Source organism: Pectobacterium versatile, assembly GCF_020166435.1.
Taxonomy (GTDB): Bacteria; Pseudomonadota; Gammaproteobacteria; order Enterobacterales; family Enterobacteriaceae; genus Pectobacterium; species Pectobacterium versatile.
On the sequence record NZ_JAINZP010000001.1, the window covers coordinates 310,033 to 336,381 of the forward strand.

Here is a 26,349-nt window from a genome sequence, read left to right on the forward strand (position 1 = left end):
CGGCATGGACGCCGCGAAAGTCTGCGCCGTGCTGGGAGCACGTCGCAGGCGGTCCGAACAGCGGATACGAACGCCGAAGGCACCGCGAAGCGGCGTAATTCCACGCAAAAAGCCAGGGGTCGCGGGGCGACGGCAATTGAGCCGTCCCGCGTCGGGCGCGTGCGACGTGAGTTGCAGAAGATCTCACTACTTATTGCGCACGAAACCCTCACGGTATTCACAAAAATACTAGGGAAGGGCGGATGCTTCCGCTTGTGTTGAGGACGGCATACGCCGTCCCGAGTGTTACGAAGGGGGCGGGTTATAACCCGCTTTTGACGCCGTGCATGTCCGGCAGTTTGTGTGCGATGCCTTTGTGGCAATCGATACAGGTTTGACCGAGTTTTATCGCTTCGCTGTGTTTTTCCGCCGCGACCGTTTTTTGCCCTGAGAAGTCCATGTAGTCAAAATTGTGACAGTTACGGCATTCCTGAGAATTGTTATTTTTCATGCGCCGCCATTCGCTCTGCGCCATCGTCAGTCGGTGTGCTTCAAACTTTTGTGGCGTATCAATCGTGCCCATTATTTTGCCGTACAGCTCTTTACTGGCCTGAATCTTACGCACCATTTTCGGCACAAACTCATGCGGAACGTGGCAGTCCGGGCAGGTGGCGCGTACGCCGCTGCGGTTGCTGTAGTGCGCGGTTTCCATATATTCCTGATACACGGTATTGCGCATTTCATGACAGCTGATGCAGAACGCCTCGCTGTTGCTCATTTCCATGCCTTTCTGGGATGTCGCCAGAAAGAAAATACCGCCCGCAAAGCCGATAATGAGCAACGTTCCCAGAGCCAGCCGACTTGGGCGACGCCACCATTGCCACAGCTGGCGCAACAACCGTCCCACTTTTCCTGGTTGTTTCATAGCAAACCTCACTGTCCAAAGCCTTTAGAAGGGGCGAACGTGTTACCGGTAATCGGCGAACTGTCCGCTTGCGGCACGTGACATTGCAGGCAGAAATGGCGTGCAGGTGCGACATTGCTCAGCACTTTGCCGTCTCTGTCGACAAAATGGGTTGGGCTGACGCGGGGGGCGCTGGTGGAACGATAGCTCTCCACGCCGTGACACTGTAGGCAACGGTTAAAGGTCGGGGTGACCTGATAGCCATCCACGCTATGCGGGATCATCGGTGGCTGGTTGACATAGTTGAGCGCCATACGCTCCTGCTGCTTCGGCATCCGGCTATTTCCCGGCTGTGTCGCGGCGACTTCCGGCGATTGGCTTAAATCGACCTGTGCAGTTGCTATCGCACTGCCCATTATCGCCAGGGCGGTGATCCAGCGAAACCATCCCATTCTCAGGCTTTTCATGACTTTGCTCCCGATTTCCATCTAAGGGTTATTTTAAAAACGTCTTCAGCGCAGACATCAATACAGCGTCCGCATGTTATGCAGTCTCGGTCAGTGACCTGTACCGGACTGTGTTTATCGAGCAAGGGCGCGCGAAGTACCTGTGGCTCTGGACAGACATGAAAGCAGTCCATACAGCGCGTACAGCGTTCACGCTCGGTGGCATCCACAACCAGTGCGCCTTTGCTGCCAAGCGCGCCATACAGCGCGCCCGTTGGACAAAGGTGTCCGCACCAGCCGTGTTCCACGACCAATAAATCAAACAGAAATAGCGCCAGCAGCAGCCAGATACCTGCACCAAACCCGAAAATCAGCCCGCGACCCATCAGTGAAACCGGGTTGACCCATTCCCACAGCAGCCCGCCCGTCAGCGCACTGCCTGCCACGATCATAATCAACAGCAGATAGCGCAGATTGCGGGGGAGCGTTGCCGAGGCGGTGATGCCGAAACGGCGACGCAGCCAGGCGGCTAAATCGGTGAGCGGATTCACAGGACAGACCCAGCTACAGAACAGGCGCTTGCCTGCCAGCGCATAGCTCAGCGCGATAATCAGCGCACCGACCAGCGCGAGGGCGGCAGGCAGATGACCGCTAGCCAAACTTTGCAGCACCATCAGCGGATCGCTGAGCGGCACGGTGTCGAGCAAGCGGCTGGCACTGTAGTTACCGCGCAGAATCCAGAAGCCTAACAGCGGGCCGCTGAGGAACATGAGCAGCACCAGAGACTGTGTCAGTCGACGTAAGACCAGCCAGCGGTGGCTGCGCCACCAGCCTTTTTTCGTCCGGGCTTCTCGTCCGGCGTCTTGCTTACGATTTGCCATCGCGTGCCTCCAGCCAACTGAAACGGTAGTGGTGTCCGAGTTCGCCTTTTGCCAGCGCGCGCGGCAAGACCTTTATCGCTGGCTGTTCCAGCACACAGGCTTTTTCACATTTGCCACAGCCGGTACAGACATCGCTATGCACCGTCGGCAGAAAACGGGCATGTTTTCCGGTTCTGGCATTGCGCTCTGGTTCCAGCGTGATGGCGCTATCGATGAGGGGGCAGACGCGATAGCAGACATCGCAGCGTAACCCCTGATAGTTCAGGCAGTTTTCCTGATCGAGCAGCACCGCTAATCCCATGCGGGCGTCATCAATAGCGTCCAGCGGCTGTAATGCACCACTGGGGCAGGCGACCACGCAGGGAATGTCCTCACACATCTCACACGGGATATCGCGTGCGACAAAGTAAGGGCTACCGGCTGCGGAGCCGGAGACCAGCGTTGCCAGCTTTAGCGTGTCGTACGGACAGGCCTGAACACATTGGCCACAGCGTATGCAGGCACCGGAAAACGCCGCCTCAGACAGTGCACCCGGCGGCCGTAGCCGGAGTACGTCTGCCTGAGCGCGTCGCTGCTGAATGCCGAGAACCGTCACCGCTGCTGATAAGCCAGCAACGGCGCGGACGGCGTCACGCAGAAAGCGACGGCGAGCGGGTGATGAATTCTCCGGGCGTGCCATGCGCGTTACACCTTAGCCAGCTTGACGGCACACTTCTTAAAGTCCGCTTCTTTCGACAGCGGATCGGTCGCATCCAGCGTCAGGACGTTAGTCATTTGTGCGGCATCGAAGAACGGCATATAGACCAGCCCACGTGGTGGCTTATTGCGACCGCGTGTCTCAACAATCGAGACGACTTCACCACGGCGCGAGATAATGCGGACCTTCTCGCCGCGACGTAGATCGCGCGCTTTGGCATCCTGCGGGTGCATAAATAGCACGGCCTCGGGGAAGGCGCGGTGCAGTTCCGGTACGCGACGCGTCATGCTGCCGGTGTGCCAGTGTTCCAGCACGCGGCCGGTGGAGAGCCAGAGATCGTATTCGTCGTCCGGCGCTTCTGCGGCAGGCTCGTACGGCAGCGCAAAAATAACCGCCTTGCCATCCGGTTTGCCGTAGAAACGGTAGGCTTCTCCCGCTTTGACGTAAGGATCGTGCCCTTCGCTATAGCGCCACTGTGTTTCCTTGCCGTCAACGACCGGCCAGCGCAGCCCGCGAACCTTGTGGTAGGTATCGAACGGCGCTAGGTCGTGACCGTGCCCGCGGCCAAACGCGGCGTATTCTTCAAACAGGCCTTTTTGCAGGTAAAAACCGAAGTCGCGAGATTCATCGTTCAACTGGTTTTCCGCTAATTCGCTGAGCGGGAAGCGCGTGGTGACATCGTTAGCAAACAGCACGTCGTAGAGGGTCTTGCCGCGGTAGGCCGGTTTCTGCGCCAGAAGTTCTTCCGGCCACACTTCCTCGATGGCGAAGCGCTTGGCAAAGCTCACCACCTGCCACAGATCCGATTTTGACTCGCCCGGCGCTTTAACCTGCTGACGCCAGAACTGCGTCCGGCGCTCGGCATTGCCGTAGGCACCTTCTTTTTCCACCCACATTGCGGTAGGCAAAATCAGGTCAGCGGACAAGGCGCTGATCGTCGGGTAGGGATCGGAAACGACGATGAAGTTACGCGGATCGCGCCAGCCCGGCATACGCTCCTGATTGATGTTCGGGCCGGCCTGCATGTTGTTGTTACACATTACCCAATAGGCATTCAGCGTGCCGTCCTTCAGCGCCCGATCCTGTGCGACGGCGTGTAAGCCGATTTTTTCAGGAATCGTGCCTGTCGGTAACTGCCACAGCTTTTCCGCCATCGCGCGGTGTTTCTCGTTAGTCACCACCATGTCTGCTGGCAGGCGGTGGGCGAAGGTGCCGACTTCACGCGCGGTGCCGCAGGCAGAAGGTTGCCCGGTTAACGAGAACGGCCCGCAGCCCGGCTGAGAGATCTTGCCCGTCAGCAGGTGGATGTTATAAACCAGATTGTTCGCCCAGACGCCGCGCGTGTGCTGGTTAAAGCCCATCGTCCAGTAAGAGATCACTTTTTTCTTCGGATCGGCATAGAGTTTTGCCAGCGCTTCCAACTGGTCGGCGGGAACGCCGCTGAGCGCGACCGTTTTTTCCAGCGTGTAGTCGGCGACAAAGGCTTTGTACTCTTCAAAACTCATCGGCTCAGATGCATCGGAACCCGGATTTTTCGCCGCTTTTTCCAACGGATGTGTCGGACGTAGGCCATAACCGATATCGGTCACGCCTCGGCGCAGGTTGACGTGGCGGGTAAAGAAAGCCTCATTCACCGCATTGTTTTGGATAATGTAGTTGGCGATGTAGTTGAGAATGGCCAGATCGGTTTGCGGTGTAAACACCATGCCGTTATCCGCCAGTTCAAAACTGCGGTGCTGGTAGGTGGACAGCACGGCGACCGTGACATTGCTGTTCGACAGACGGCGGTCGGTGATGCGTGACCAGAGAATCGGGTGCATCTCCGCCATGTTAGAGCCCCACAGGACAAACGCATCGGTCTGCTCGATATCGTCGTAGCAGCCCATCGGTTCATCCATCCCGAAGGTACGCATAAAGCCGACGACCGCTGATGCCATACAGTGGCGCGCGTTGGGGTCAATATTGTTGGAGCGGAAGCCCGCTTTGAACAGTTTGGCGGCCGCATAGCCTTCCCAAATGGTTGATTGCCCAGAGCCAAACATGCCTATCGCGTTCGGGCCTTTCTCCTTCAGTGCGGTTTTGAATTTCTCCGCCATGATGTCAAATGCCTGATCCCAGGAAATCGGAGTAAATTCGCCTTCTTTATCGAATTTGCCGTCACGCATACGCAGCAAAGGTTGGGTCAGGCGATCCTGTCCGTACATGATTTTTGGCAGGAAATAGCCCTTGATGCAGTTTAATCCACGGTTAACCGGCGCTTCAGGATCGCCCTGACTGGCGACGATGCGGCCGTTTTGCGTCCCCACCAACACACCGCACCCTACGCCACAGAAGCGGCAAGGGGCTTTATCCCAGTGGATAGCATCCGACTGTTCGGTCACGGCACGAACCGCGGTGGGTATGGTGATGCCTGCGACCGCGGCTGCCGCTGCGACCGCGTTCGCCTTCATAAAGTGTCGTCGACTGAGTTTCATAGTATTTCCTCACCCTGAGCTTGTTGATCAAGAGGTTGTTCATCGAAAGCAAAAGATTGTTCATCAAAAGGCTGTTCATCAAGCTGGTGATAAACCAGCGAAACCGCCAGTACGCCTGTAAGCTCGCGTATTGACGCTATTTGTTTTAACAGCGTGTCTTCTGAATCTGACTCCAATACCACGACCATTTTTCCGGTATCGCTATCGCTGGCACCCACTTCTAGATTGGGCTGCGTCGCTAACGCCTCGCCAACGGCTGCCATCTGCGCCGTGTTGACGTGAACTACTACACTGCAAACATGCCAGACTGTGCTCATCGGTTTTCCTGTTGCGTCGGCAGACGCGCTGGCGCGGTGTGATATCCCGCTGTGATTTTTTTCATCGATATGGCGCCGACAGGGCAGCCGGAAATGCAGGCGCCGCAGGTGGTACAGGCGTCGTCGTCGATGGACGGTGCAGCAACGCGCCCAATGGTGGGGCGGAATCGTATCGCGCCTGTTTCACACGCATCCTGACAGCTGCGGCATTCCACCTGATGCAGTGATAAACAGGCATCCTGGATCGTCAGGTGGTATTCCCACGGCGAGGTGTGACTCTCCGCGAACAGCGCTTCTGGACACGCGCGAGCACAGTCGTAGCAGAATGTGCATTCACCGTGTTGGAAATCGACAGTGGGAAAACCGCCTGAACCACGCTGGATAATCCCCGCGCCGCAGGCATCAACGCAGACGTTGCAGCGCGTGCACTGGCTCAGGAAATGGCTTTCCACACCGCTCCACGGCGGACGCAACGCGTTGTCTGCCCGCTGTAGGCCACCAGTCAGTAGGGAACGCCGGGAGAGGTTAGTCATGGCAGTTTTTCGCTCTGGCACTCAATGAAATATCCAATAGAAAACACGCTGTTTTTGTAGGGGTTACACTATTCCTCTTAGGCTGTATGCGATAATCACCCTTTAGAGGTAAATGGTGGTGCCGGATCAAGCTTATGTAGGATTCGCGCCTTATCGGCTTGCGGGAGTAAGTGGGGATCGTGATAGTACGCTGAAATGCTGATCTACTTATTTAGAGTAGGTATGACGCCAAAGAGGATTATTCGTTGTGATGGTCAAACGTCCTGTTTCTACCAGTCTGGCTCGCGCGTTTTTTTATATCGCGTTGCTTTCATTTCTGACGACGGGCATTGCGCTGTTGACGTTAGCCAGCGGTTTACGCGATGCGGAAGCGATCAACGTTGCTGGATCGATGCGTATGCAAAGCTATCGCATGGGGTATGACCTACAGGGCGATCGTGCCGCGTTAGAACCGCATCGCCGCCTCTATGCGCAAACGCTGGATTCCCCGGTTTTTCACCTGTTGGATCGCTGGTATGTACCGCGCGATGTGCGCGATCGTTATGCGGCGCTGTTACAGAGTTGGAAAACGATGGATGAGCGCCTGAATGCGGGGGATCGGGTGTGGTATCAGGACAATATTGTTCGCTATGTCACGCAGATCGATCTCTTTGTGCTGGCGTTGCAGCACTATTCCGAACGCAAGATGATGATAGTCGTTGTGACATCAATAATTGGCTCGATCACTATCTATATACTGATCTTCTTTACGCTGCGCCGCATTCGTCGCCAGGTGGTCGTGCCGTTGAATAAGCTGATGGCGGCCTGTTCGTCCATCGAGAAAGGGCGTTTTACCCATTCGCGGCTGGACGTCAATCTGCCTAACGAATTGGGGTTACTGGCGCAAACCTTCAGTAGCATGACTGACGAACTGCAAAAACTCTATCGCTCTCTGGAAGATAAGGTTCGTCAGAAAACGCTGCGCTTGCAGGAAGTGAACCGCATGCTGAAGGTGCTGTACAACTGCTCTCAGGCGATGAACGTCAGCACGATCGACAGGCATTGCTTTCAGCAGATTCTGCAAATTGTTCACCGCTATGAAACGGTCGTTTGTCTGGAAATGCGGGTAGGGGAGAACTGGCGGTTGTGTGAAGGCCAGCCGGATGAGCAGATCGCGTGGCGGGCATTGCCGATCCGTTTGCAAGAGGTCGAGTTTGGACAGCTGCGGTGGCAGGCATCAGCGCAGCAGCCGTCGGCGCAGCTGATGGAAAGTGTCGCTAATATGTTGGGTCGCGGGCTCTATTTCAATCAGGCGCAGAAGCACTACCAGCAGCTGTTACTGATGGAAGAGCGCGCCACCATTGCACGTGAACTGCATGACTCACTGGCTCAGGTGCTGTCTTATCTGAATATCCAGATGGCGTTATTAAAACGTGCAGTATCGGAAGAAAATGCGCAGGCTCGGCAGATCATCACAGATTTTGAACAGGCGTTAAGCGATGCTTATCGCCAACTGAGAGAGCTGCTGGGAACCTTCCGGCTGACGCTGCAACAGGCCGATTTGCCGGCGGCGATGCAGGAGATGATTGAGCCGCTAAGAGCGCAGACGCCAGCGACGATTGATATCGATTGCCGTATTCCTACGCAGGTGCTGGATGCATCACAGCAGGTTCACTTGCTGCAAATCATCCGTGAAGCGGTGCTGAATGCCATTAAACACGCGCAGGCGACGACGATTACCGTCAACTGTCGTACGCAGCCAGATGGGCGTTACTGTGTTGATATTCGTGATGACGGCTGCGGCATTATCAATCAGGAGGAACCCGCAGGACATTATGGTTTAAATATTATGCAGGAGCGCGCCGAACGGTTAGGAGGAACGTTATCTATTGGCCTCCACCCTGAAGGGGGAACGCAGGTTAGCGTCTGTTTTTCGACGCCGACGACCGCGCGTGAACGCGACAACACGAACAATCTCTACCCTGAATAATTCGAGCGGCATACACGTAACTTGAAAGATGACAGGGATAAATCATAAATAAAAAATAATAAGATCCATATTACATTGGGGCTGGGCATGTCAGAAAAACCATCTTATCGTGTGCTGATCGTTGACGATCATCCGCTTATGCGCCGGGGAATCCGTCAGTTACTGGCAACTGACGCCATCTTTGACGTGATTGGGGAAGCCAGCAACGGCATGGAGGCGTTAAGCCTCGCGAATCGGGATTCTCCTGATATCATCTTGCTCGATCTCAACATGAAAGGATTAAGCGGGTTGGATACGCTTCACGCGCTGCGGCGTGATGGGATCTGCGCTCGCGTTATTGTGCTGACGGTTTCTGATGCACCCAGCGATATTTATACGCTGATGGATGCGGGGGCCGATGGCTATCTGCTTAAAGACAGCGCCCCAGAACACTTATTGGAGGCCATTCGCAACGGTGATGCCTTTAGTGAACAGGTGCGAGAGGTACTGCGCCACCGAATTGCTATACAGGACACGCCGTCGCCTTTTACCGTATTGACGGAGCGCGAATTGGATGTACTTCAGGAAGTGGCTTCAGGGTTGTCCAACAAACAAATTGCTGGCGTGCTGTATATCTCAGAAGAGACGGTAAAGGTGCATATCCGCAACATGCTGCGCAAGCTAAATGTGCGCTCCCGCGTTGCCGCCACGGTGCTGTATCTGGAGACTCGCGGCCAGTAAGGCCGCTGCTCGTTAACGGCGGATTGTCGCCCGCCGAAAAAAACGATTTACGTGTCTTAAACGATGGAACCTCTACCCCAAAGGGGCTGGAGGTCTCAGGCTCAGAACTGGCTTAGCATTTCGTCAAACGTCTCCCTGGCGAAATCATTGCGCCATGCCTTGTCTTTATCTTGAGGCACTTTGCTCAGTGAAAAGGTTCCCTGATAGGTAAAACTGACGGGCGCTGAGTAAGCATCCTGTAGTTTTTTCAGTTCACTGCTGCACTGTGAGGCGCTGCAATTACTTTTTGCCAGCCGCTGCACACCTTCTGCCCAGGTTTCATTCGTTTTCACCAGAACGCATTCAAATGTCACCTGAGTGGTTAGTATGCCGTTACTGTCCTTTTCTGGCTCGCCAGCTGACAGGGATTTGCATTCGGATTTTTGTCTGGCCTGCTGCACGGTCGTCATCAAGCTTTCCAGAGGCGATCGGAGCCCTTCTCTAAGCGGTTCTGGAAACAAGGCCTGCGCCATTTCGGCTATTTCACCAGGAAAGGCTTTATCGGCTTCTTTCAGTTCAGCCGCGTTTGCATAGTCGGCACTTCGGCCTGAACGCAGACGGTCGGGGCGAAGGTAATCATTTAGCTGACGAATAGCCTGATCGTCATGGTTGACCAGAGTCTTAATATAAAGATCGGATACGGCCGTTGGTGGAATGGTCTCGTCGGCATGAGACGAAAATGCGGCGGAAAGCGCAAGTAAAGGCATTGTAACTTTAATGAAAGGTTTCATTTACATTCCTGATGTGATTATTTTTATCTTTGTTGCGAGGCAGAATCCGTCTGCTAACAGTTTTTAACTGACTAAAATCAGCGAGTTAATTTATCATTTAGGGGTATTGTTTGCCAGAATAAAAGTGCACGAAGGCGTGTGGTGGGGAGAATTCTCGTGCCCTAAGTTATTTGTAGGTTATTTGGATGTTACCTATAGGCGTGTTGAAATCTCGCGCTTTCTGACGTGATGAGCAGGATTTGCTGGCGTGCTTAGCTTCGTTCGATTGAATCAATGGTTTAGTGCAGCTTATCGCCTTCCTCTCCACGCCTGTCTTAATGTAATGCACCTAAATGCCGAGAAACAGTGTTCGTTTCGGTCCGCGGTGCCGCCGATGTAGCAGCCTCCGTTGGCCTGTCCGATCAGAGCCATCTAATGGCACATTGGGTATCACACCAGCACATCACCGTGTTCCCGTGAGTGAAACGTCTTTCGCTATTTAGCGACATCGAGTTATCTAATACTGATGGTGACTTTGCCTTTCGATCTTCCCTGCTCGGCATAAGCCAGTGCCTCTGTGGTCGATGCCAGTGGGAAAGTACGATCAATGACGGGTTTGATTGCACCGGATTCGATCAGTGCAGTGATTTCCCGTAGCTGGTTGCCGTTTGCGCGCATGAAAACGAAGTCATAGCGCACGCCGTGTTTGTCGGCTTTTTTGCGGATACGTCGGCTCAACAGGCGCATTATCTGCTTCAGGAACCAGGATAGCCCTTGCTGCTCGGCGAAGGCGGGGGTTGGTGGTCCAGAGATAGAAATAAGCCGACCGCCGGGCTTGAGCACCTGAAGTGATTTTTCGAGTACGTCGTTGCCCAGACTGTTGAGGACGACATCGTAGTCCTTCAGCTCGTTTTCGAACGCCTGTGTTTTGTAGTCGATCACAACATCGGCACCCAGATTTCTCACCCATTCGACATTGCTGGTGCTGGTGGTGGTCGCGACAAACGCACCGAGGTGCTTAGCAAGCTGGATGGCGATAGTGCCTACGCCGCCCGAGCCTGCGTGAATCAGCACCTTTTGACCTTGCTTCAACTGTGCGGTATCGACCAGCACCTGCCAGGCTGTCAGAGCAACCAGCGGGATGGAAGCCGCTTGTTCCATGTCGAGATTAGCCGGCTTGAGTGCCAGCGCGTCCTCTTTCACGGCGATCAGCTCGGCAAAGCTGCCGATACGATCCTCCGGGGGACGCGCATAAACGTCGTCACCCGCCTTGAACTGACGGACATTGCGACCGACGCGCACGACCACACCGGCCAGATCATTGCCCAATACCAGTGGGAGACGATACGGTAGAATAAGTTTGAATTCGCCTTTACGGATCTTGGCGTCCAGCAGGTTGATGCTGGCGGCGTGCACTTGCACTAATACGTCATTGTGCCCGACTTCGGGGTCGGGTAGTTGACCAACCTGGCCCGTGTCCTTGTAGCGATTGATGAAAAATGCCTTCATGATGATGTAGTCCTTTGCCTGTTGAGGGAGGAATAACGCTTGAAGTAGGGATAACGCCGACGGTGTATCCCTCTATGTTGCAGCCCGCCTAGCGGCGCGACGGGCCTTTCCGTTCTGCACGAATGGCAAGTACAAAGGCCAGCGGCAGAACGATTTCGACCACAATTGCCGACAGGATGCCCGCATTAACCCGTCCTGCGGCCCACTCCACAGCACCCAGCAACGCCAGCAGCAGGCAGGCCGTGATGAAGCCCGCGACTGCGGCCGTTCGCCCGGCGGAAGGTGGCGCATTTCTCAGGGCAAAAAGCATGACCCCGATACCAGCATATAGCGGTGCAGCACGGCGGCCGATCAGACCTTCGACACCGCCACCGAAAGCGACGCCCCAGTTGGCGAGTAGCGTTGCGGGAGTGAATAACCAGATCGCAGCCAGCGCAAAGAACAGCAGCGCCGATAGAATGGACAGATAGCGGAAGCTGCGAGAGGCGGTGTGAATACTCATGCGTTCACGTCCACAACGGTGCGCCCACGCACCTTGCCTTCCAGTACGCGTTCGGCGATGACGGGCACATCGGCCAGACCGATCACCTGCGTGGTATGTGCCAGTTTGTCCAGATTCAAATTGCGGGCAAGATGCGCCCACGCCTGCAAACGTGCGGACTGGGGCGCGTTGACTGAATCAATACCTGCAAGGGTGACGTTACGCAGAATGAAGGGGAATACGGACGCAGGCAAATCCGTACCCTGAGCCAGACCGAAGGCAGTGACTACCCCACGATACTGGGTTTGTGCTAAAGCATTGGCCAGAGTATGGCTGCCGACTGAATCGATGACGCCAGCCCAGCGTTCTTTGCCGATTGGTGTACCAGGCTCAGATAGCGTGCTGCGATCAATGATTTCGGCGGCGCCAAGGCTGTGCAGGTAATCCGCTTCCTCAGGACGCCCGGTGGAAGCGACCACGCGGTAGCCCAGATCGGAGAGCAGCGCGATGGCTATCGAGCCTGCGCCGCCATTGGCACCCGTCACCAGAATGTCGCCGCGATCGGGCGTCAGACCGCCGTGTTCCAGTGCCAGCACGGATAGCGCTGCGGTATAACCAGCAGTACCGATGGCCATGGCATCTTTGGTTGAAAATACGTCAGGGATCTTGATCAACCAGTCGCCAGGCACTTGTGCTTTCTGTGCAAAGCCGCCGTGGTGGGTTTGGCTTAATCCCCAACCATTGACCAGCACACGGTCGCCAACGGTAATGCCCGGATAGCTTGAGCGCTCGACAATACCGGCGAAATCGATGCCAGGAATGAGCGGGTAATGACGGATGATGGGGCTGCGGCCAGTGACGGCCAAGGCATCCTTGTAATTTACTGTAGAATACTCAACGGAGACGGTAACATCGCCAGGCATGAGATCTTCATCTTTGAAGTTGACGAGATGGGTTGAGGCTATATCGCCAGTTTTGGTAGCAAGCAGTGCTTTGAACGTCATTTTTTTCTCCAATTCACATTCGTTGGGTTATGCCGTGCATCTACCCAGCAAGGGAAATATAGCCTGTCTGGGCTCAAACCAGCCGGCATGACTGGTATGCATTGATTTACGAAGACTTCTTCACATCAAGTTGCAGGTCCTTGCGGATCCCTGACTCCAGTACACTGTCTGGTGGCAGCGTGCCGCACTTCGGGCGCTTGACGTAGCATTTCTGAACCGAGGGCTGCTATGGGACAACCGTTCTCGCTGTTTTCAAGATGCTCTTTCGACAAATAGGCAGCCAGCCATGGTTTATCATCTCTTATAGAAAATGATCTGGCTTTTATAATGATGGTCATCATTTATTTCGTCAAGATTTTTGATTATGAATGACATTAATATGTGCTGGTATGTAACTATTATTATAAGAAAAAAAGCTGCTTGAAATGAGGGTCACAAGGCACAGGCCAATCGTATGCACATCGCCAAAAAAAGCCTCCACCCTGTATCGTGAGCGGGGCAGGGCGATACGTGCCCGATTGCTGGGAAATGTGTGCAGCTACGCTTGGCACACTCGCCCATGTATCGGTCGCAGAATTGTCATTCCTGATTGGGATTCAGCGCTGAGTTCGGGCTTAAAATAAGGGGTAAATATACTGAATTCGAATGGGTTTTGATAAATTTAACAGGATACGAGTAAGGGAGAATTTCAATTCACATTCATCAACCTACGGGCGCAGGTTAAAATTGCAGAACATGAATTGGTACGACCGAGTGGACTCGAACCACCGACCCCCACCATGTCAAGGTGGTGCTCTAACCAACTGAGCTACGGTCGTACAGTAGATAACATCTTAATCAGTAACGTTTTGATTAGAATGCTTTTCTTCATTCCAGCGTTTGGAATGGGCGCTATTATGGACGGCTCCGGCGTTGGTGGCAAGCGCTTTGTTTATCATCTTCTTTCAAGTGTTGAATGTTTAGCCGAATTCGTCGAATGATGCCCCTGTGGTGGTTCATTTTTATGACGAGCTTCCCACCTGCCTCCTTTACGGGCTGTTGCTGACGCAACGTTAAAAATTTCTCCCGAAAATTTTTAAGCGATTAGACGGCTGGTGGCCTGTTGCGCAAAGACTTTACTCCCTGATAGCGCAACGTTATCGTATCGCGGCATATCATCCTGACAGGGGACGACCCCTGGCGCGAAAAGGACTCATGGGACGACCCATCTTCACTGTAAAGGAGAACTGGGTATGGCCTGGTTTCTGTTAGCGCTCGCCGGTTTGTTTGAAATTGTCTGGTCTTACAGCATGAAACTGTCTGATGGCTTCACGAAAATAGGCGCATCGGCTGTCACGATTGTCGCCATGATCGTCAGTTTTGCGCTGTTATCCATGGCGATGAAATCTCTCCCTTTGGGCACGGCTTACACCATCTGGACGGGAATTGGCGCGGTGGGGGCGTTTGTGGTGGGATTGGTATTCCTGAATGAACCTGCCAGCTTGATGAGGATTATTGCTGCGCTGTTGATCGTTAGCGGCCTGGTTCTGATGAAGCTATCTTCATGATGTTTACTTTCTGAATAACCTCTGACGTGTGGCAGAGCCATCTTCATCGCGGCTCTGCCACTGCTTTTCACTCTTTTTCTTTATTGCTCATTATTGATTGATGTTGATTCTTGTTGCGCATTATCAATAAATGCTATGCTTATTTTCGCGTAATATCTCAATAAATCTGACGAAAAGTGATTGTTATTGTCCGCGTTATGCTCGTTGTAGAGTGTTTATTACTTTGTCGAGCTAAATCGAGCGTTAACGGTTAATCATCACGTCAATCATCTAACACACCGCACAAAAGCGATGTCTCTTTGTTCAGGCAGATTACAGCCTGACTCGCGGCTATCTGTGTACGTACAATCTGAAAGGGGAGTGGAATGATCAAGTTGGTAATTACCGATCTGGACGGCACGTTTCTTCACAGCGATGGCGATTACAACAGAGCCTTGTTTGCCGACGTTTATGCATTAATGAAAGAGAAGGATGTGCGATTTGCTGTCTGCACAGGCAAACAGTGTGAGCGGGTCGAAGCGCTTTTTGGCGATGCAGCGAAAGATATCTGGATTCTGGGTGACAGCGCGACGCGCATTAAGCATCAGGGAAATTACGTTTACCAATCGCTCATCAAAAACCGTCTTGCCTTGAGCCTGATTGGCGTGTTGGAAAGCGTAGACGATCGGCACGTGGTCATCGGTTGTACCTCACAGGGAGCGATGGTGAAAGAAACGATTAGCCCTGCCTTACTGGAAAAGGTGAAAAAGTCGTACACCAACGTGACGCTGATACCCAGTTTTGCTGCTGTGACCGATGATTTTGTGAAAATCACGGTTTATGACCCAGAAGGGCACTGTCACGAGACGGCGAAGTACCTCGATGCGTTTCACGACCATGTCTATATCGTGGTTTCCGAAGCGTCCTGGATAGATATTGCCAACGTTGGCGTACACAAAGGACACACCGTCGAAATCCTTCAGGATAAATTGGCGATTACACCCGATGAAACGATGGTGTTCGGCGATGGTTACAATGATATTGAGCTAATGAGCCGTGCGGCTTACAGCTTTGCGATGCGCAATGCGTTTGAAGAAACTAAAGCGGCGGCGAATTTTATTGCCCGCAGCAATGACGACGATGGGGTATTAAAAACGATAAAGCTGCTGCTTTCATAAAGTGAACCGGCAGCCGCTGGGGCTACCGTCGCTTTATCGGGCAATAATCACATCGAGATTTTTTTCGCTTAATACGCTCTGGCAGGCAGGAGAGATTTCATCATCGGTCACCAGCGTGGTGATTTCATCACATGCCGCCACGCGATAGCGCGTTAATGCGGAGATCTTATTGGCAGTCAGAGCCACGATCACTTCGCTGCTGCGGGTCACCAGACATTTTTTGAATTCGGCGTCGTCATATTCAAAAACGGTCAGGCCTTCATTTGCATCAAAGGCACAGCCTCCTAACAGGCATTGATCGAAATACATCTTCTCTAGCTGCCTGAGCGTATCGATGCCAATCGCGCCGCCGACCTCTTTTTGAATCCTTCCGCCAAGAAAAATCACTTCTACATCCGGATACTGCATCAGTTCTGCCGCGATAATGGGCGAATTACACACGGCGGTAAACTTCAGGCCCATTGGGATCTGTTTCGCCACCGCCAGATTGGTGGTGCCAGTGTCAAAGAAGACACAGCTGTTGGGCTTTATCAGCGGGATGACCGCCTGAGCGATGCGATCTTTCTGGGCGGCATCAATAGTGGCTCGACTGGCAAAATCAATCACTTCTGGTGGCATGCTGACTGCACCACCGTAGACGCGTTTGCAGGCACCGGATTGCGCCAGTTCTTTCAGGTCACGCCGTATGGTGTGCTCGGATACGTTCAATTCACGTGAGAGCTGGGCGCAGACGACTTTACCTTCCTCGCTGAGGATCTGCCTGATTTTGGACTGCCGTTGCTCGGGAAAGTCGGTGTAATCGAACATAAATGTCCTTGGTTAATCAAAATGATGCACAACCTGCCCCCAGCGAGCGGGGTTCATTCTGCTCAATGATGTGTACAGCATGGAATGGCGTCATGTTAATCTGCACCTTCTGGCAACACAACACCTCTACCGCGTTGATCTGCAATGTGTGCGTCATAGTGTAAAATTTACGCGTCAATATACCGACATCACCGATAAAGAGAGAAAACTAGCCGTGTTTCATGTCATTACCGGGCTTATCGCCCTCTATGTTATCTGGCGTCTGGTCTGGCGCTTGCGTGTCGGTGTGCCCGTGAAGCGCATACTGGCGCTGTTGCTGCTGCTCGTGTCGCAGCATCATCTGATTACACGTACCTTCTTTGGCACGATGGCGTCGCCGGAAGTGCCCGCGTTTGTCCTGATGTTTCTGGGATGGGCGTTTGGCGCGCTGCTGATATCCGCGTTCTTGTTGTTGGCTATCGATCTTATCGGTGTCGTGGGGCGTCTGTTATCCCGGTCTGCTGGACAGGTTCTGCTGAACAATATGGCGCTGCGTGGTGGAATTTTCGTTGTGGCGATGGGGCTGGCGGCGATTGGCGTGTGGGAAGTCGTGCGCGTTCCCGAGGTACGTACGGTAGAGGTTGAGTTGAAGCAGTTGCCGCCCGCGCTGGATGGTTTCCGGCTGGTACAGCTAACGGATTTACATGCCAGCCGCCTGTTACAGCGCCCCTGGATGGAGGCGGTGGTGGCAAAAACCAATGCACTTAAGCCCGATCTGACGGTGATTACCGGCGATCTGGCCGACGGCACCGTCAGTGCTCGTCACGATGATATGGAACCGCTGCGTAACCTGACCGCGCCACACGGCGTGTTTGCCATCGTGGGCAATCATGAATATTACGTGGAATATACGCAATGGGTGCAACGACTGAATACGTTGGGCTTACGTATGTTACTCAATGAAAATGTGTCGATTGAACGCGATAATGCCGCGTTTGTGCTGGCAGGGATCACCGATCGCACCGCTGCTGATTTTCAACAGCTGCTACCAGATACGGCTGCGGCGCTCAGCGGGATAGCGCCGGATACCGCCGTTGTTCTGCTTAGTCATCGACCAACCGGGGCGAAAGAGAATGCGCGTGCCGGAGTGGATTTACAGCTCTCCGGCCATACGCACGGCGGTCAGGTGTTGGGTATGCATTGGGTGACGCAATTGGCGAATGAAGGCTATGTGTCCGGCGGCTATGACGTGGATGGCATGCATCTCTACGTGAGCAACGGCGCGGGCCTGTGGAACGGTTTTCCGATCCGCTTAGGGAAACGCGCCGAAATTACTCAGTTCATACTCCGTTCTCCGTCGCGGTAGCCCCGATACCTCGATCCTTAAACGATGGGTACTATCCATGATAAGCAGGCTCATTATCGCAAACTGTTCTATCGGCGAGATTATTGATGCAGATAGGAAAAATGTGCATTGAGCCGCTTTTAATCAGGTTAAGCTATCGCAGAAGTTAGCATATACAATTATAAATGATAGGGAGACTCTGGCACTGTCTTGCATCAAGAAGAAGGAATCGGTGATGTGCTCCGCTGCCATAAGGTAAGGCTATTGGAGAACGACCCCACCTTCTTGCGCAGTGATTAAGGCAATGCAACATACTGGGAGATAACGATGGACGAAAATAACACTAAACCAGCCGGCAAGTGTCCGGTTATGCACGGCGGAAATACTTCTACTGGCTCATCAAACACCGACTGGTGGCCAAATGCCCTCAATCTCGACATTCTTCATCAGCATGATACCAAGACCAACCCGTTAGGCAGCGATTTCAGCTACCGCGACGCCCTTAAAACTCTTGATGTCGATGCCCTCAAAAAAGATCTGCATGCACTGATGACCGATAGCCAGGAGTGGTGGCCAGCGGACTGGGGCCACTATGGCGGCCTGATGATTCGTATGGCCTGGCACTCGGCGGGCTCTTACCGTACGACCGATGGTCGCGGCGGCGGCGGAACCGGTAATCAGCGCTTCGCACCGCTTAACTCTTGGCCGGATAACGTCAGCCTCGATAAAGCGCGCCGTTTACTGTGGCCAATCAAAAGAAAATACGGCAATAAGCTCAGTTGGGCAGACCTGATTATTTTGGCGGGCAATATCGCGTATGAATCCATGGGGCTGAAAACATTCGGTTTCGCTTTTGGTCGTGAAGACATCTGGCATCCGGAAAAAGATACCTACTGGGGATCGGAAAAAGAGTGGTTGGCAGAGAGCACAGGGCGTTATGGCAGCGACGATCGTACCTCGCTGGAAAACCCGCTGGCGGCCGTACAGATGGGGCTGATTTACGTTAACCCGGAAGGCGTCGATGGCAATCCCGATCCGTTGCGTACCGCACAGGATATGCGTGTGACGTTCTCCCGTATGGCGATGAATGATGAAGAAACTGTTGCCCTAACAGCGGGCGGGCACACGGTAGGTAAAACCCACGGTAATGGCGATGCCAGCCTGCTGGGGGCGGCACCGGAAGGTGCGGATGTGGCAGAACAAGGTTTTGGTTGGAGTAACCCGACAGGAACGGGTAAGGGTCGTTACACTGTCACTAGTGGGCTGGAAGGCGCCTGGACCACACACCCGACGCAATGGGATAACGGTTTCTTCCACATGCTGTTCAATCACGAATGGGAATTGAAGAAGAGTCCAGCCGGTGCATCGCAGTGGGAGCCCGTCAGCATTAAAGAAGAAGACAAGCCGGTTGATGTTGAAGACCCGTCTATCCGCTACAACCCGATGATGACCGATGCCGATATGGCGCTGAAAATTGATCCGGAATATCGCAAGATTTCCGAGCGTTTCTATCAGGATCAGGCCTACTTCTCCGAAGTGTTTGCCCGTGCGTGGTTCAAACTGACGCACCGCGATATGGGGCCAAAAGCGCGTTACATCGGCCCAGATGTGCCGCAGGAAGATTTGCTGTGGCAGGATCCGGTTCCGGCTGGCCGTACCGACTATGATGTTGATGTGGTCAAAGCACGCATTGCAGAAAGTAGCCTTTCCATCAGTGAACTGGTCTCAACCGCCTGGGATAGCGCCCGTACGTTCCGTGGTTCTGATATGCGTGGCGGTGCCAACGGCGCGCGTATTCGCCTTGCCCCGCAGAAAGACTGGGTAGGGAACGAACCTGAACATCTGGCGCGTGTGTTAGTCGTTCTGGAAAGTATTGCCGCTGCAACGGGGGCCAGCGTGGCCGATACCATTGTGCTGGCGGGCAATGTGGGGATTGAGAAAGCAGCGAAAGCGGCTGGTGTGCAGGTAATCGTGCCTTTTGCACCGGGACGTGGCGACACCACCGATGCCCTGACCGATGCAGAGTCTTTTGACGTCCTTGAACCTATTCACGATGGCTACCGTAACTGGCTGAAGAAAGACTATGCCGTGAGCGTGGAAGAGCTGATGCTCGATCGTACCCAGCTGATGGGGCTGACGGCGAAAGAGATGACCGTGCTGGTTGGCGGCCTGCGTGTACTGGGGACCAACTACGGTGGCACCAAACACGGCGTATTTACGAATCGTGAAGGGGCGCTGACGAATGATTTCTTTGTCAACCTGACCGATATGAAATACACGTGGAAGCCGTACCGTAAAGACCTGTATGAAATCCGCGATCGTAAAACGGGTGAAGTCAAATGGACCGCGACGCGTCTGGATCTGGTCTTTGGCTCCAATTCCATTCTGCGCTCCTACGCTGAGGTTTACGCACAGGACGACAGCAAAGAGAAGTTTGTGAATGACTTTGTCGCAGCCTGGGTGAAAGTGATGAATGCGGATCGCTTCGATCTGGCAGAGTAAGACGTCACGCTCCCCACGCCGGTGTTTTCACGGCGCGGGGAGCAGCATTTTTGCTGCGTGACCCTGTGTGGATCACTGCTTCTTGAGATTAAGCATAAATTCTCTGAACGGGGCAGCGAATTCCTTAAACAGCGGGTGCTTTCTATTCTGCATCATCACTTCACTAAATAGCTTCAACCCCACAATAAAGGTCTGAGTCTGTTCCGGCGTCATGTCCATTTTGCCATCGACTTTTTCCAGAATCTTGAACAAATCATCGTGAATTGAGCATTCAAACGACAGCGTGCGTTTCTGCTCGGCTTTTTCTGCCAGCGCGATCTGATAAACGTTTCCCATAATGGTCTCGGTAAATTGAAATAATGGTAACCCCAATAGGCTATGCCCTGTATTTCTTTATCGGTGCTATATTCGCCAGCTTCAAGTTGCATGCGTATTGGTTCGAATCACTCGATTGCGTAAATTTATCGGGATTCCTTTGCTTGCCGCCGTCCTGAAAATCGAATTATATAGAGTATTAATTATTATATACCCAATAAACCTCAAGATGCAGGTTTGAGTACCTGAAAAAGAGCGTGAATTCCAGACGTCAGTGAGTCTGCTATTTCTGGCAATGTGGTTGATAAAGATTGAATATTGCATTCCGAACGTCACGAGTTTTTTTTAAAAATTGATTATTCCACACATGTCCGTTCATCACTTTCCATGAGCATTCTATTGCGCTCAGATTCAGCGCGCCCAGTATATTCAGCCGGATTCGGCTTCCCGTCGTTTCGTGCAGGCGCAGAGGTCCAGCCTTCCGAGGCAAGAAGAACAGCTTTAATACGATTACGAACTGTATAAGTTGTGTCATGAAGGTGCTCAAGTTCGTCTTTCTGCTCGTCGGTAATAAATATCTTCATAGCGGATCAGCATGATCTCCACGTCACATAAAATCAAGCATCTTCAATGATTATGGATATACTCGTCATACTTCAAGTTACATGTGTGTTGGCTACGATACTCAGTCCACTTGCGTGGACCTCGCCCCGTGGGGCCGCTGCAAGCCGCGTTCAAACCAGCCTCTGGCAGATTTGTCAGTCACCCGATGAACATACTTGAGTAAGTTCATCGGGATTCCTTCGCTTGCTGCTTTCCTGAAACTCGAATTATTTAGAGTATATATTATTAATATAATATCATTATTTTACGGAATATAAATATAGTGTTGATGTGTGTGTCTATTATGTTGCCAGTATGTAGAAGCGACCCGAACAAAACAATAACACAAAATTAATTGTTATTTACATTGGTATCCATTTTCGATGGGTTGTCGTTTTTTTATTTTGTAATTTTTTTATTTTCGTGATCTTTTACTCAACTTTTATTGAATGATATTTGCTATTCAGTGTAATCTTTTAAAATAAATTCTAATGCTCAGTATGTATTGAATTATATTTTCAGTCTATTTGGATACTGAATTTAAAATTTAAGAAATAAATTGAAATAAATTTCATTCACATAAAAATGTCGTGAGAGAGGTAAACCATGTTTAAGAAACTGTTTCACCCTTATAAAATAAATCAGTGTGTTATTCCTAACCGGCTTGTCGTCCCCGCTATGGTGGCAAATTATTGTCATCGTGATGGAACGGCCAGTGATAAATATATCGCTTACCATGAAGAGAAAGCGAAAGGCGGGTGGGGGCTGATTTTCACGGAAGACTATGCCATCAATGAACATGCTATGGGATACCAGTTTATTGCCGGGCTTTGGAATGACGAGCAAATCTCCAGCCATAAAAAACTGACCGACACCATCCATCAATACGAAAGTAAAATCTTCGCGCAGATCTACCATGCTGGCAGACAAAGTTCTTCACGTGTCAATGGTGGCATGCAGCCTGTCGCGCCCTCTGCCATTCCCTGTCCATGGTTGCAGGAGATACCTAGAGCATTGACGATGAGTGAGATTCAGCAGCTCGTGCAGGATTTCGGTAACTGCGCGCGCAGGGTTAAGCTGGCTGGTTTCGACGGTGTGGAAATTCATGCTGGGCATGGCTATCTGATTGCGGAATTTCTTTCGCCGTATGCTAACAAGCGTATCGATCAATATGGCGGTCATTTTGATAATCGCGTTCGTTTCTTGCAGGAGATCTATCAGGCAGTTCGACAGCAGGTCGGTGCGGACTTTCCTATCACCGTGCGTTTTTCTGCCGATGAAGGCGTGGTCGGTGGGAGGGATATCTCCGAGGCGCGTGTATTGGCGCAACTGCTTGAAAAGTGGGGTGTTGATGCACTGAATGTGTCCGTAGGTGCTTACGGCGATCGCAACAAGTACGGTACAGTATCACCCATGTATGTCGGCCATGCCTGGACGGTATCGCTGGCAGAAGAGATTAAGCAGTTGGTGCAGATTCCGGTTATCACGGTGAACCGAATCAACGATCCGCGCATGGCGGATACTATTCTGGCGATGGGAAAAGCGGATTTTATTGCTATGGGTCGTGGGTCGCTGGCAGATCCGCATTTGCCGAATAAGGCTAAAGCGGGCGATTTAGCGTCCATCCGCTATTGCATCGGCTGTATGCAGGGGTGCACGGGAAGCCTGTATCACGGCGCGCCGTTTACCTGTTTGGTCAATCCTTCCCTCGGGCGAGAAGGTGAGTTGGATTACAGCAAGGTGGATGAACCTAAACGCGTGTATATCGCGGGAGGCGGCCCAGCGGGGATGGAAGCGGCACGTAGCGCTGCGCTACGTGGGCATCACGTTACGCTATTCGAGAAAAATGCCTCATTGGGCGGGCAGTTCCGTTCTGCGGCTTTTCCGCCGGGCAAGGGAGAGTTGGCAACGTATACCGGCTGGCTTGTCCGAGAGCTGGCGAAACACGATGTGCAAGTCCTCTGCAATACCACGCTGACTAAAACGCTGGTGGAGCAAGGTGAACCCGATATGGTGATTGTTGCTACCGGAGGTAACCCTTCGCTGCCGCCGATTAAGGGGATTCACCGACCTCATGTCGTATTGGCTGAGGATGTCCTGTTGGGAAATGTAACGGTTGGGCAACGGGTTGTCGTCGCAGGTGGTGGTGAGGTCGGCGGTGAAACTGCCGCGCATCTTGCCATGCAGCAGAAAGAGGTCACCCTCGTGGAACTGCGCGATAAACTGCTGATCGAGCTGGATGGCGTGAGTAAAGTCCATCTTCAGGCATTACTCAACGACTATGACGTGGCATCTTGTCTGAACACGCGTGTAACGGAAATTACTGAAACTGAAGTCAGGGTGGAAAATGAACGTGGTCAGTATGCGCTGCAAGCTGATACGGTGGTCATTGCGTTGGGGTATACGCCAGCGACAGCATTGATCGAGGAATTAAGGGGGGGGGCTCATCACACGGTGGTAATTGGCGGTGCGGTGAAAACCAGCAACGCATTGGTTGCCGCCAGAGAAGGGTTTGATATCGGGATGAGTATTGTTTGATTCACCCGCAAGTCTAATTCGCGAATAACGTGGTTCGCCAATGAATAACCCTAAAAACCTGGTAGGGGAGTCAACTTCTTCTGGCCTTTTACTCTCACCGCTGTGTCAATGGGGTAATATACGGTGCCTGCAACCGCCAGTATAAACGGACAAATGAGGTATAAAAGAGGTGAAATAAAAAAGAATTAATTCGCAGGAAAAACAAGAAATGGTGCGTTCAATTGGACTCGAACCAACGACCCCCACCATGTCAAGGTGGTGCTCTAACCAACTGAGCTATGAACGCATTGAGATACCGTGCTGCATGTCTGACAGCGATGCGAATAGTAGCGATCAAGGGGAAAACTGGCAAGAGGAAAAATGCAATTTTGTGCTCTTGCCAGTTTGATTGCTGGGGTTGTATCCATTTCGTCGTTTTTTTCGACGTTACCCGTAATTCTTCAAGCTGCTTGTGCGTTGGCTGCCCTTACTCACCCCAGTCACTTACTTGAGTAAGCTCCTGGGGATTCGTTCGGTTGCCGCCTTCACGCAACTCGAATTATTTAGGGTATAAAACTGGGTGAAACGTTATCTAGCGGGCGGCGCGCGCTAAAATCCGTGCGGCGGGTTGACGTTGAAGGAAACGAATCCGCGTCACCATCATCACCGCCGCCGCCGTCAGGCCAATAATGAAACCACACCAAAAACCCGCAGGCCCCATGCGTGGCACGATGGCATCGGTCAACGCCAGCAAATAGCCGCTCGGTAACCCCAACACCCAATACGCGACAAAGGTAATATAAAAAATCGAACGGGTATCTTTATAGCCACGCAATACGCCAGTACCGATTACCTGAACGGCATCAGAAATTTGATAAAGCGCAGCCAACAACATGAGCTGCGAGGCCATTGCTACTACCAGTGGATCCTGATTGTAGAGTAGGGCAATCGGCCCACGCAGCAGCGTGGTGAAGATTGCCGTACAGCAGGCTAGCGCTACGCCGGCCATGATCCCTGTATGCGCGGCAATGCGGGCGTTCTCAACCGAACCTTCCCCTAACCGATGTCCGACGCGAATGGTAGTAGCGACACCCACCGAGAGCGGAAGGACGAACATCAGCGAACTGAAATTCAGGGCAATTTGGTGACCTGCTACATCGACAACCCCCAGCGGTAACACCAGCAGGGCAACCACGGCAAACAGCGTGACTTCAAAAAGCAGGGCTAGCGCGATGGGTAAACCAAGGCCAAACAGGCGCTTCAGCACGGTAAAATCTGGCCGGAATGCCGGGCGATGAAGACGGATATCACGTAGCCAGGAGGCACGTCGGGTATAGAGCATCATCAGCAGCATCATGATCCAGTAAACCGACGCGGTGGCGACGCCGCAACCTACGCCGCCCAGTTCGGGCATACCAAATTTACCGTGGATGAATATGTAGTTAATCGGGATGTTGATTAACAACCCGATGAATCCAATCATCATGCCGGGGTAGGTTTTGGATAGCCCTTCACACTGGCAGCGTAAAACCTGATAGAACAGATAGCCGGGTACGCCCCACAGCAACGCGTGCAGATAGCCGATAGCTTTCGCAGCCAGTTCAGGTGAACCGTCGCTCATCAGGTTAATCGCGTATTCCCCCTGATACAGCACCAGCATCGTCAGCACCGAAATGATGGCAGCGAGGAAAAAGGACTGCCGCACCTGATGAGAAATACGATTGCGACGGCCGGAACCGTTGAGCTGGGCGACAACAGGCGTTAACGCCAGTAGCAGGCCATGACCAAAAAGAATAGCGGGGAGCCAGATTGAGGTTCCCACTGCGACGGCGGCCATATCGGTGGCGCTATAAGCACCGGCCATGATGGTGTCAACCACACCCATCGACGTTTGAGACACTTGCGCAATAATGACAGGAACAGCAAGCGCCGATAATTTACGCGCTTCTGTCAGATACTGTTGCACGGATACCTTCCTTGAATGACTAACGTAATAGCAGGATAAATGACTCAGATATGAAAAACAGATCGGGATAAAGAGAGCGTTATTGTAACGGCTTAACGAAAGTAAACCAGCATGGAAGAGAATATATTCTTTTTGTTACGCTACAGTTTCGATAGCAATGTGGTATATGGCATTCCGGTTTGGTTTTCCGTGAAATATCGGGCACACTGCACAGAGTCATTTCTTTGTTTTTAAGAGGCAAACCGCATGTTTACCGGTATTGTTCAGGGCACCGCGCCGGTGGTGTCGATTGAAGAAAAATCCAACTTTCGCACGCACATTGTCCAACTCCCACCCGAGCTGCTTCCTGGGCTCGTGCCCGGTGCATCGGTGGCGCACAATGGCTGCTGCCTGACGGTAACCGCCATTGACGGCGATCGTGTCAGTTTTGATCTCATGAAGGAAACGCTGCGATTAACGAATCTGGGCGATATTCATGAAGGCGATGTCGTCAATATTGAGCGAGCCGCGAAATTCGGTGATGAGATCGGTGGACATGTTATGTCGGGGCACATCATGTGTACGGCGGAAGTGGTCAAGATTCAGGTTTCAGAAAATAACCATCAGATTTGGTTCCGCCTGGCTGATGAAGCGCTGATGAAATACGTGTTGCATAAAGGCTTTGTTGGAATTGATGGCATCAGCCTGACGGTGGGGGAAGTCACCCGCGGGCGCTTCTGCGTGCATTTAATTCCAGAAACGCTGAACCGTACCACGCTGGGGCAGAAACGTCTGAGGAATCGCATCAATATTGAAATCGACCCGCAGACACAGGCCGTGGTGGATACCGTCGAGCGCGTGTTGGCTAGCAAGCAGGCGAGCGAACTCGCCAACGAAGAGTAATTCCTACATTGTACATCCTAGGATACCGGACGGCATCTTTACCGTCCGGTATCCCTTTTCTGCCGA

22 protein-coding genes, 2 tRNA genes and 1 pseudogene are annotated in these 26,349 nt (G+C 52.6%); 8 read left to right on the forward strand and 17 right to left on the reverse strand.

Annotation, left to right across the window (positions count from 1 at the left end; translation table 11 throughout):
• Nucleotides 1-301: 301 nt before the first annotated feature.
• Genes napC through napF form a run of 7 tightly spaced genes read right to left on the reverse strand, consistent with a single transcriptional unit; the run spans nucleotide 302 to nucleotide 6,231 of the window.
• Nucleotides 302-904: a cytochrome c-type protein NapC gene (gene napC / locus K7X24_RS01375; RefSeq protein WP_010276503.1), complete on the reverse strand. Its 603-nt coding sequence runs from the start codon at nucleotides 902-904 to the stop codon at nucleotides 302-304.
• 8 nt (nucleotides 905-912) lie between these two features.
• Entirely contained in the window at nucleotides 913-1,350 is a 438-nt protein-coding gene (napB, locus tag K7X24_RS01380) for a nitrate reductase cytochrome c-type subunit (RefSeq protein ID WP_010307737.1), read from the reverse strand.
• A complete protein-coding gene (gene napH / locus K7X24_RS01385; RefSeq protein WP_211045188.1) occupies nucleotides 1,347-2,210 on the reverse strand; it encodes a quinol dehydrogenase ferredoxin subunit NapH in 864 nt (287 codons plus the stop codon). Before napH ends, napB begins: the two co-directional genes overlap by 4 nt.
• Nucleotides 2,197-2,889, reverse strand: a complete 693-nt coding sequence (gene napG / locus K7X24_RS01390; protein ID WP_039505888.1) for a ferredoxin-type protein NapG — start codon at nucleotides 2,887-2,889, stop codon at nucleotides 2,197-2,199. Before napG ends, napH begins: the two co-directional genes overlap by 14 nt.
• 5 nt (nucleotides 2,890-2,894) lie before the next feature.
• Entirely contained in the window at nucleotides 2,895-5,381 is a 2,487-nt protein-coding gene (napA, locus tag K7X24_RS01395; RefSeq protein WP_039537949.1) for a nitrate reductase catalytic subunit NapA, read from the reverse strand.
• Complete coding sequence (gene napD, locus K7X24_RS01400; protein WP_039489143.1) at nucleotides 5,378-5,698, reverse strand: chaperone NapD; 321 nt, start codon at nucleotides 5,696-5,698, stop codon at nucleotides 5,378-5,380. The genes napA and napD overlap by 4 nt, the downstream gene beginning before the upstream one ends.
• Nucleotides 5,695-6,231, reverse strand: coding sequence for a ferredoxin-type protein NapF (napF, locus tag K7X24_RS01405; RefSeq protein ID WP_224552445.1), 537 nt, complete (start codon nucleotides 6,229-6,231; stop codon nucleotides 5,695-5,697). Before napF ends, napD begins: the two co-directional genes overlap by 4 nt.
• Before the next feature lie 250 nt (nucleotides 6,232-6,481).
• Here napF and narQ point away from each other — a divergent pair, with 250 nt between their 5' ends.
• The gene (gene narQ / locus K7X24_RS01410; RefSeq protein ID WP_224552447.1) at nucleotides 6,482-8,200 is read left to right on the forward strand and encodes a nitrate/nitrite two-component system sensor histidine kinase NarQ; all 1,719 of its coding nucleotides are present in this window, start codon (nucleotides 6,482-6,484) and stop codon (nucleotides 8,198-8,200) included.
• 87 nt (nucleotides 8,201-8,287) lie between these two features.
• On the forward strand, nucleotides 8,288-8,920 hold the full coding sequence (gene narP / locus K7X24_RS01415; protein WP_109224672.1) for a nitrate/nitrite response regulator protein NarP: 633 nt from the start codon (nucleotides 8,288-8,290) through the stop codon (nucleotides 8,918-8,920).
• Nucleotides 8,921-9,021: 101 nt separating this feature from the next.
• On the opposite strand, the gene K7X24_RS01420 is transcribed toward narP, so the two are convergent.
• The 5 genes from K7X24_RS01420 to K7X24_RS01440 form a co-directional block, all read right to left on the reverse strand.
• A complete protein-coding gene (locus K7X24_RS01420; protein WP_224552449.1) occupies nucleotides 9,022-9,690 on the reverse strand; it encodes a hypothetical protein in 669 nt (222 codons plus the stop codon).
• A gap of 492 nt (nucleotides 9,691-10,182) precedes the next feature.
• Entirely contained in the window at nucleotides 10,183-11,178 is a 996-nt protein-coding gene (locus tag K7X24_RS01425; RefSeq protein ID WP_224552452.1) for an NADP-dependent oxidoreductase, read from the reverse strand.
• Nucleotides 11,179-11,266: 88 nt separating this feature from the next.
• Nucleotides 11,267-11,680 carry a hypothetical protein gene (locus tag K7X24_RS01430; protein ID WP_162847962.1) on the reverse strand — a complete coding sequence of 138 codons (414 nt, stop codon included), beginning with the start codon at nucleotides 11,678-11,680 and terminating at the stop codon, nucleotides 11,267-11,269.
• Nucleotides 11,677-12,663, reverse strand: a complete 987-nt coding sequence (locus tag K7X24_RS01435; RefSeq protein WP_119158734.1) for an MDR family oxidoreductase — start codon at nucleotides 12,661-12,663, stop codon at nucleotides 11,677-11,679. The genes K7X24_RS01430 and K7X24_RS01435 overlap by 4 nt, the downstream gene beginning before the upstream one ends.
• 741 nt (nucleotides 12,664-13,404) lie before the next feature.
• Nucleotides 13,405-13,481, reverse strand: a tRNA-Val gene (locus K7X24_RS01440).
• 414 nt (nucleotides 13,482-13,895) lie between these two features.
• Between K7X24_RS01440 and K7X24_RS01445 the strand changes: the two genes are divergently transcribed.
• Together K7X24_RS01445 and K7X24_RS01450 are read left to right on the forward strand one after the other, a co-directional pair.
• Nucleotides 13,896-14,210 carry a DMT family transporter gene (locus tag K7X24_RS01445; RefSeq protein WP_039359393.1) on the forward strand — a complete coding sequence of 105 codons (315 nt, stop codon included), beginning with the start codon at nucleotides 13,896-13,898 and terminating at the stop codon, nucleotides 14,208-14,210.
• 365 nt (nucleotides 14,211-14,575) lie between these two features.
• Complete coding sequence (locus K7X24_RS01450) at nucleotides 14,576-15,367, forward strand: Cof-type HAD-IIB family hydrolase (protein WP_224552454.1); 792 nt, start codon at nucleotides 14,576-14,578, stop codon at nucleotides 15,365-15,367.
• Between the two features lie 33 nt (nucleotides 15,368-15,400).
• Here K7X24_RS01450 and K7X24_RS01455 read toward each other — a convergent pair whose 3' ends face one another.
• Nucleotides 15,401-16,174, reverse strand: a complete 774-nt coding sequence (locus K7X24_RS01455; RefSeq protein ID WP_151241975.1) for a DeoR/GlpR family DNA-binding transcription regulator — start codon at nucleotides 16,172-16,174, stop codon at nucleotides 15,401-15,403.
• A gap of 79 nt (nucleotides 16,175-16,253) precedes the next feature.
• Between K7X24_RS01455 and K7X24_RS01460 the strand changes: the two genes are divergently transcribed.
• Both K7X24_RS01460 and katG read left to right on the forward strand, forming a co-directional pair.
• Nucleotides 16,254-17,519, forward strand: a complete 1,266-nt coding sequence (locus tag K7X24_RS01460; RefSeq protein WP_224552456.1) for a metallophosphoesterase — start codon at nucleotides 16,254-16,256, stop codon at nucleotides 17,517-17,519.
• A 306-nt stretch (nucleotides 17,520-17,825) separates the two neighbouring features.
• A complete protein-coding gene (gene katG / locus K7X24_RS01465) occupies nucleotides 17,826-20,000 on the forward strand; it encodes a catalase/peroxidase HPI (RefSeq protein ID WP_224552458.1) in 2,175 nt (724 codons plus the stop codon).
• A gap of 72 nt (nucleotides 20,001-20,072) precedes the next feature.
• Here the strand turns inward: katG and K7X24_RS01470 are convergent, their stop codons facing one another.
• Nucleotides 20,073-20,336: a DUF3861 domain-containing protein gene (locus K7X24_RS01470; protein ID WP_224552461.1), complete on the reverse strand. Its 264-nt coding sequence runs from the start codon at nucleotides 20,334-20,336 to the stop codon at nucleotides 20,073-20,075.
• A 446-nt stretch (nucleotides 20,337-20,782) separates the two neighbouring features.
• Nucleotides 20,783-20,899 (reverse strand): annotated as a pseudogene (locus tag K7X24_RS01475) (IS630 family transposase); the annotation flags it as partial.
• Between the two features lie 625 nt (nucleotides 20,900-21,524).
• Between K7X24_RS01475 and K7X24_RS01480 the strand changes: the two are divergent.
• The gene (locus K7X24_RS01480; RefSeq protein WP_224552463.1) at nucleotides 21,525-23,456 is read left to right on the forward strand and encodes an FAD-dependent oxidoreductase; all 1,932 of its coding nucleotides are present in this window, start codon (nucleotides 21,525-21,527) and stop codon (nucleotides 23,454-23,456) included.
• 209 nt (nucleotides 23,457-23,665) lie between these two features.
• Here K7X24_RS01480 and K7X24_RS01485 read toward each other — a convergent pair.
• Nucleotides 23,666-23,742, reverse strand: a tRNA-Val gene (locus K7X24_RS01485).
• A 285-nt stretch (nucleotides 23,743-24,027) separates the two neighbouring features.
• A complete protein-coding gene (locus K7X24_RS01490; protein ID WP_224552465.1) occupies nucleotides 24,028-25,401 on the reverse strand; it encodes an MATE family efflux transporter in 1,374 nt (457 codons plus the stop codon).
• Nucleotides 25,402-25,647: 246 nt separating this feature from the next.
• On the opposite strand from K7X24_RS01490, the gene K7X24_RS01495 reads away from it, so the two are divergent.
• A complete protein-coding gene (locus K7X24_RS01495; RefSeq protein WP_198998917.1) occupies nucleotides 25,648-26,283 on the forward strand; it encodes a riboflavin synthase subunit alpha in 636 nt (211 codons plus the stop codon).
• Nucleotides 26,284-26,349: the final 66 nt, after the last annotated feature.

Coding starts and splice junctions, on each gene's coding strand:
- napC (WP_010276503.1), bottom strand. CDS start 904: ATGAAACAACCAGGAAAAGTGGGACGGTTGTTGCGCCAGCTGTGGCAA.
- napB (WP_010307737.1), bottom strand. CDS start 1,350: ATGAAAAGCCTGAGAATGGGATGGTTTCGCTGGATCACCGCCCTGGCG.
- napH (WP_211045188.1), bottom strand. CDS start 2,210: ATGGCAAATCGTAAGCAAGACGCCGGACGAGAAGCCCGGACGAAAAAA.
- napG (WP_039505888.1), bottom strand. CDS start 2,889: ATGGCACGCCCGGAGAATTCATCACCCGCTCGCCGTCGCTTTCTGCGT.
- napA (WP_039537949.1), bottom strand. CDS start 5,381: ATGAAACTCAGTCGACGACACTTTATGAAGGCGAACGCGGTCGCAGCG.
- napD (WP_039489143.1), bottom strand. CDS start 5,698: ATGAGCACAGTCTGGCATGTTTGCAGTGTAGTAGTTCACGTCAACACG.
- napF (WP_224552445.1), bottom strand. CDS start 6,231: ATGACTAACCTCTCCCGGCGTTCCCTACTGACTGGTGGCCTACAGCGG.
- narQ (WP_224552447.1), top strand. CDS start 6,482: ATGGTCAAACGTCCTGTTTCTACCAGTCTGGCTCGCGCGTTTTTTTAT.
- narP (WP_109224672.1), top strand. CDS start 8,288: ATGTCAGAAAAACCATCTTATCGTGTGCTGATCGTTGACGATCATCCG.
- K7X24_RS01420 (WP_224552449.1), bottom strand. CDS start 9,690: ATGAAACCTTTCATTAAAGTTACAATGCCTTTACTTGCGCTTTCCGCC.
- K7X24_RS01425 (WP_224552452.1), bottom strand. CDS start 11,178: ATGAAGGCATTTTTCATCAATCGCTACAAGGACACGGGCCAGGTTGGT.
- K7X24_RS01430 (WP_162847962.1), bottom strand. CDS start 11,680: ATGAGTATTCACACCGCCTCTCGCAGCTTCCGCTATCTGTCCATTCTA.
- K7X24_RS01435 (WP_119158734.1), bottom strand. CDS start 12,663: ATGACGTTCAAAGCACTGCTTGCTACCAAAACTGGCGATATAGCCTCA.
- K7X24_RS01445 (WP_039359393.1), top strand. CDS start 13,896: ATGGCCTGGTTTCTGTTAGCGCTCGCCGGTTTGTTTGAAATTGTCTGG.
- K7X24_RS01450 (WP_224552454.1), top strand. CDS start 14,576: ATGATCAAGTTGGTAATTACCGATCTGGACGGCACGTTTCTTCACAGC.
- K7X24_RS01455 (WP_151241975.1), bottom strand. CDS start 16,174: ATGTTCGATTACACCGACTTTCCCGAGCAACGGCAGTCCAAAATCAGG.
- K7X24_RS01460 (WP_224552456.1), top strand. CDS start 16,254: ATGGAATGGCGTCATGTTAATCTGCACCTTCTGGCAACACAACACCTC.
- katG (WP_224552458.1), top strand. CDS start 17,826: ATGGACGAAAATAACACTAAACCAGCCGGCAAGTGTCCGGTTATGCAC.
- K7X24_RS01470 (WP_224552461.1), bottom strand. CDS start 20,336: ATGGGAAACGTTTATCAGATCGCGCTGGCAGAAAAAGCCGAGCAGAAA.
- K7X24_RS01480 (WP_224552463.1), top strand. CDS start 21,525: ATGTTTAAGAAACTGTTTCACCCTTATAAAATAAATCAGTGTGTTATT.
- K7X24_RS01495 (WP_198998917.1), top strand. CDS start 25,648: ATGTTTACCGGTATTGTTCAGGGCACCGCGCCGGTGGTGTCGATTGAA.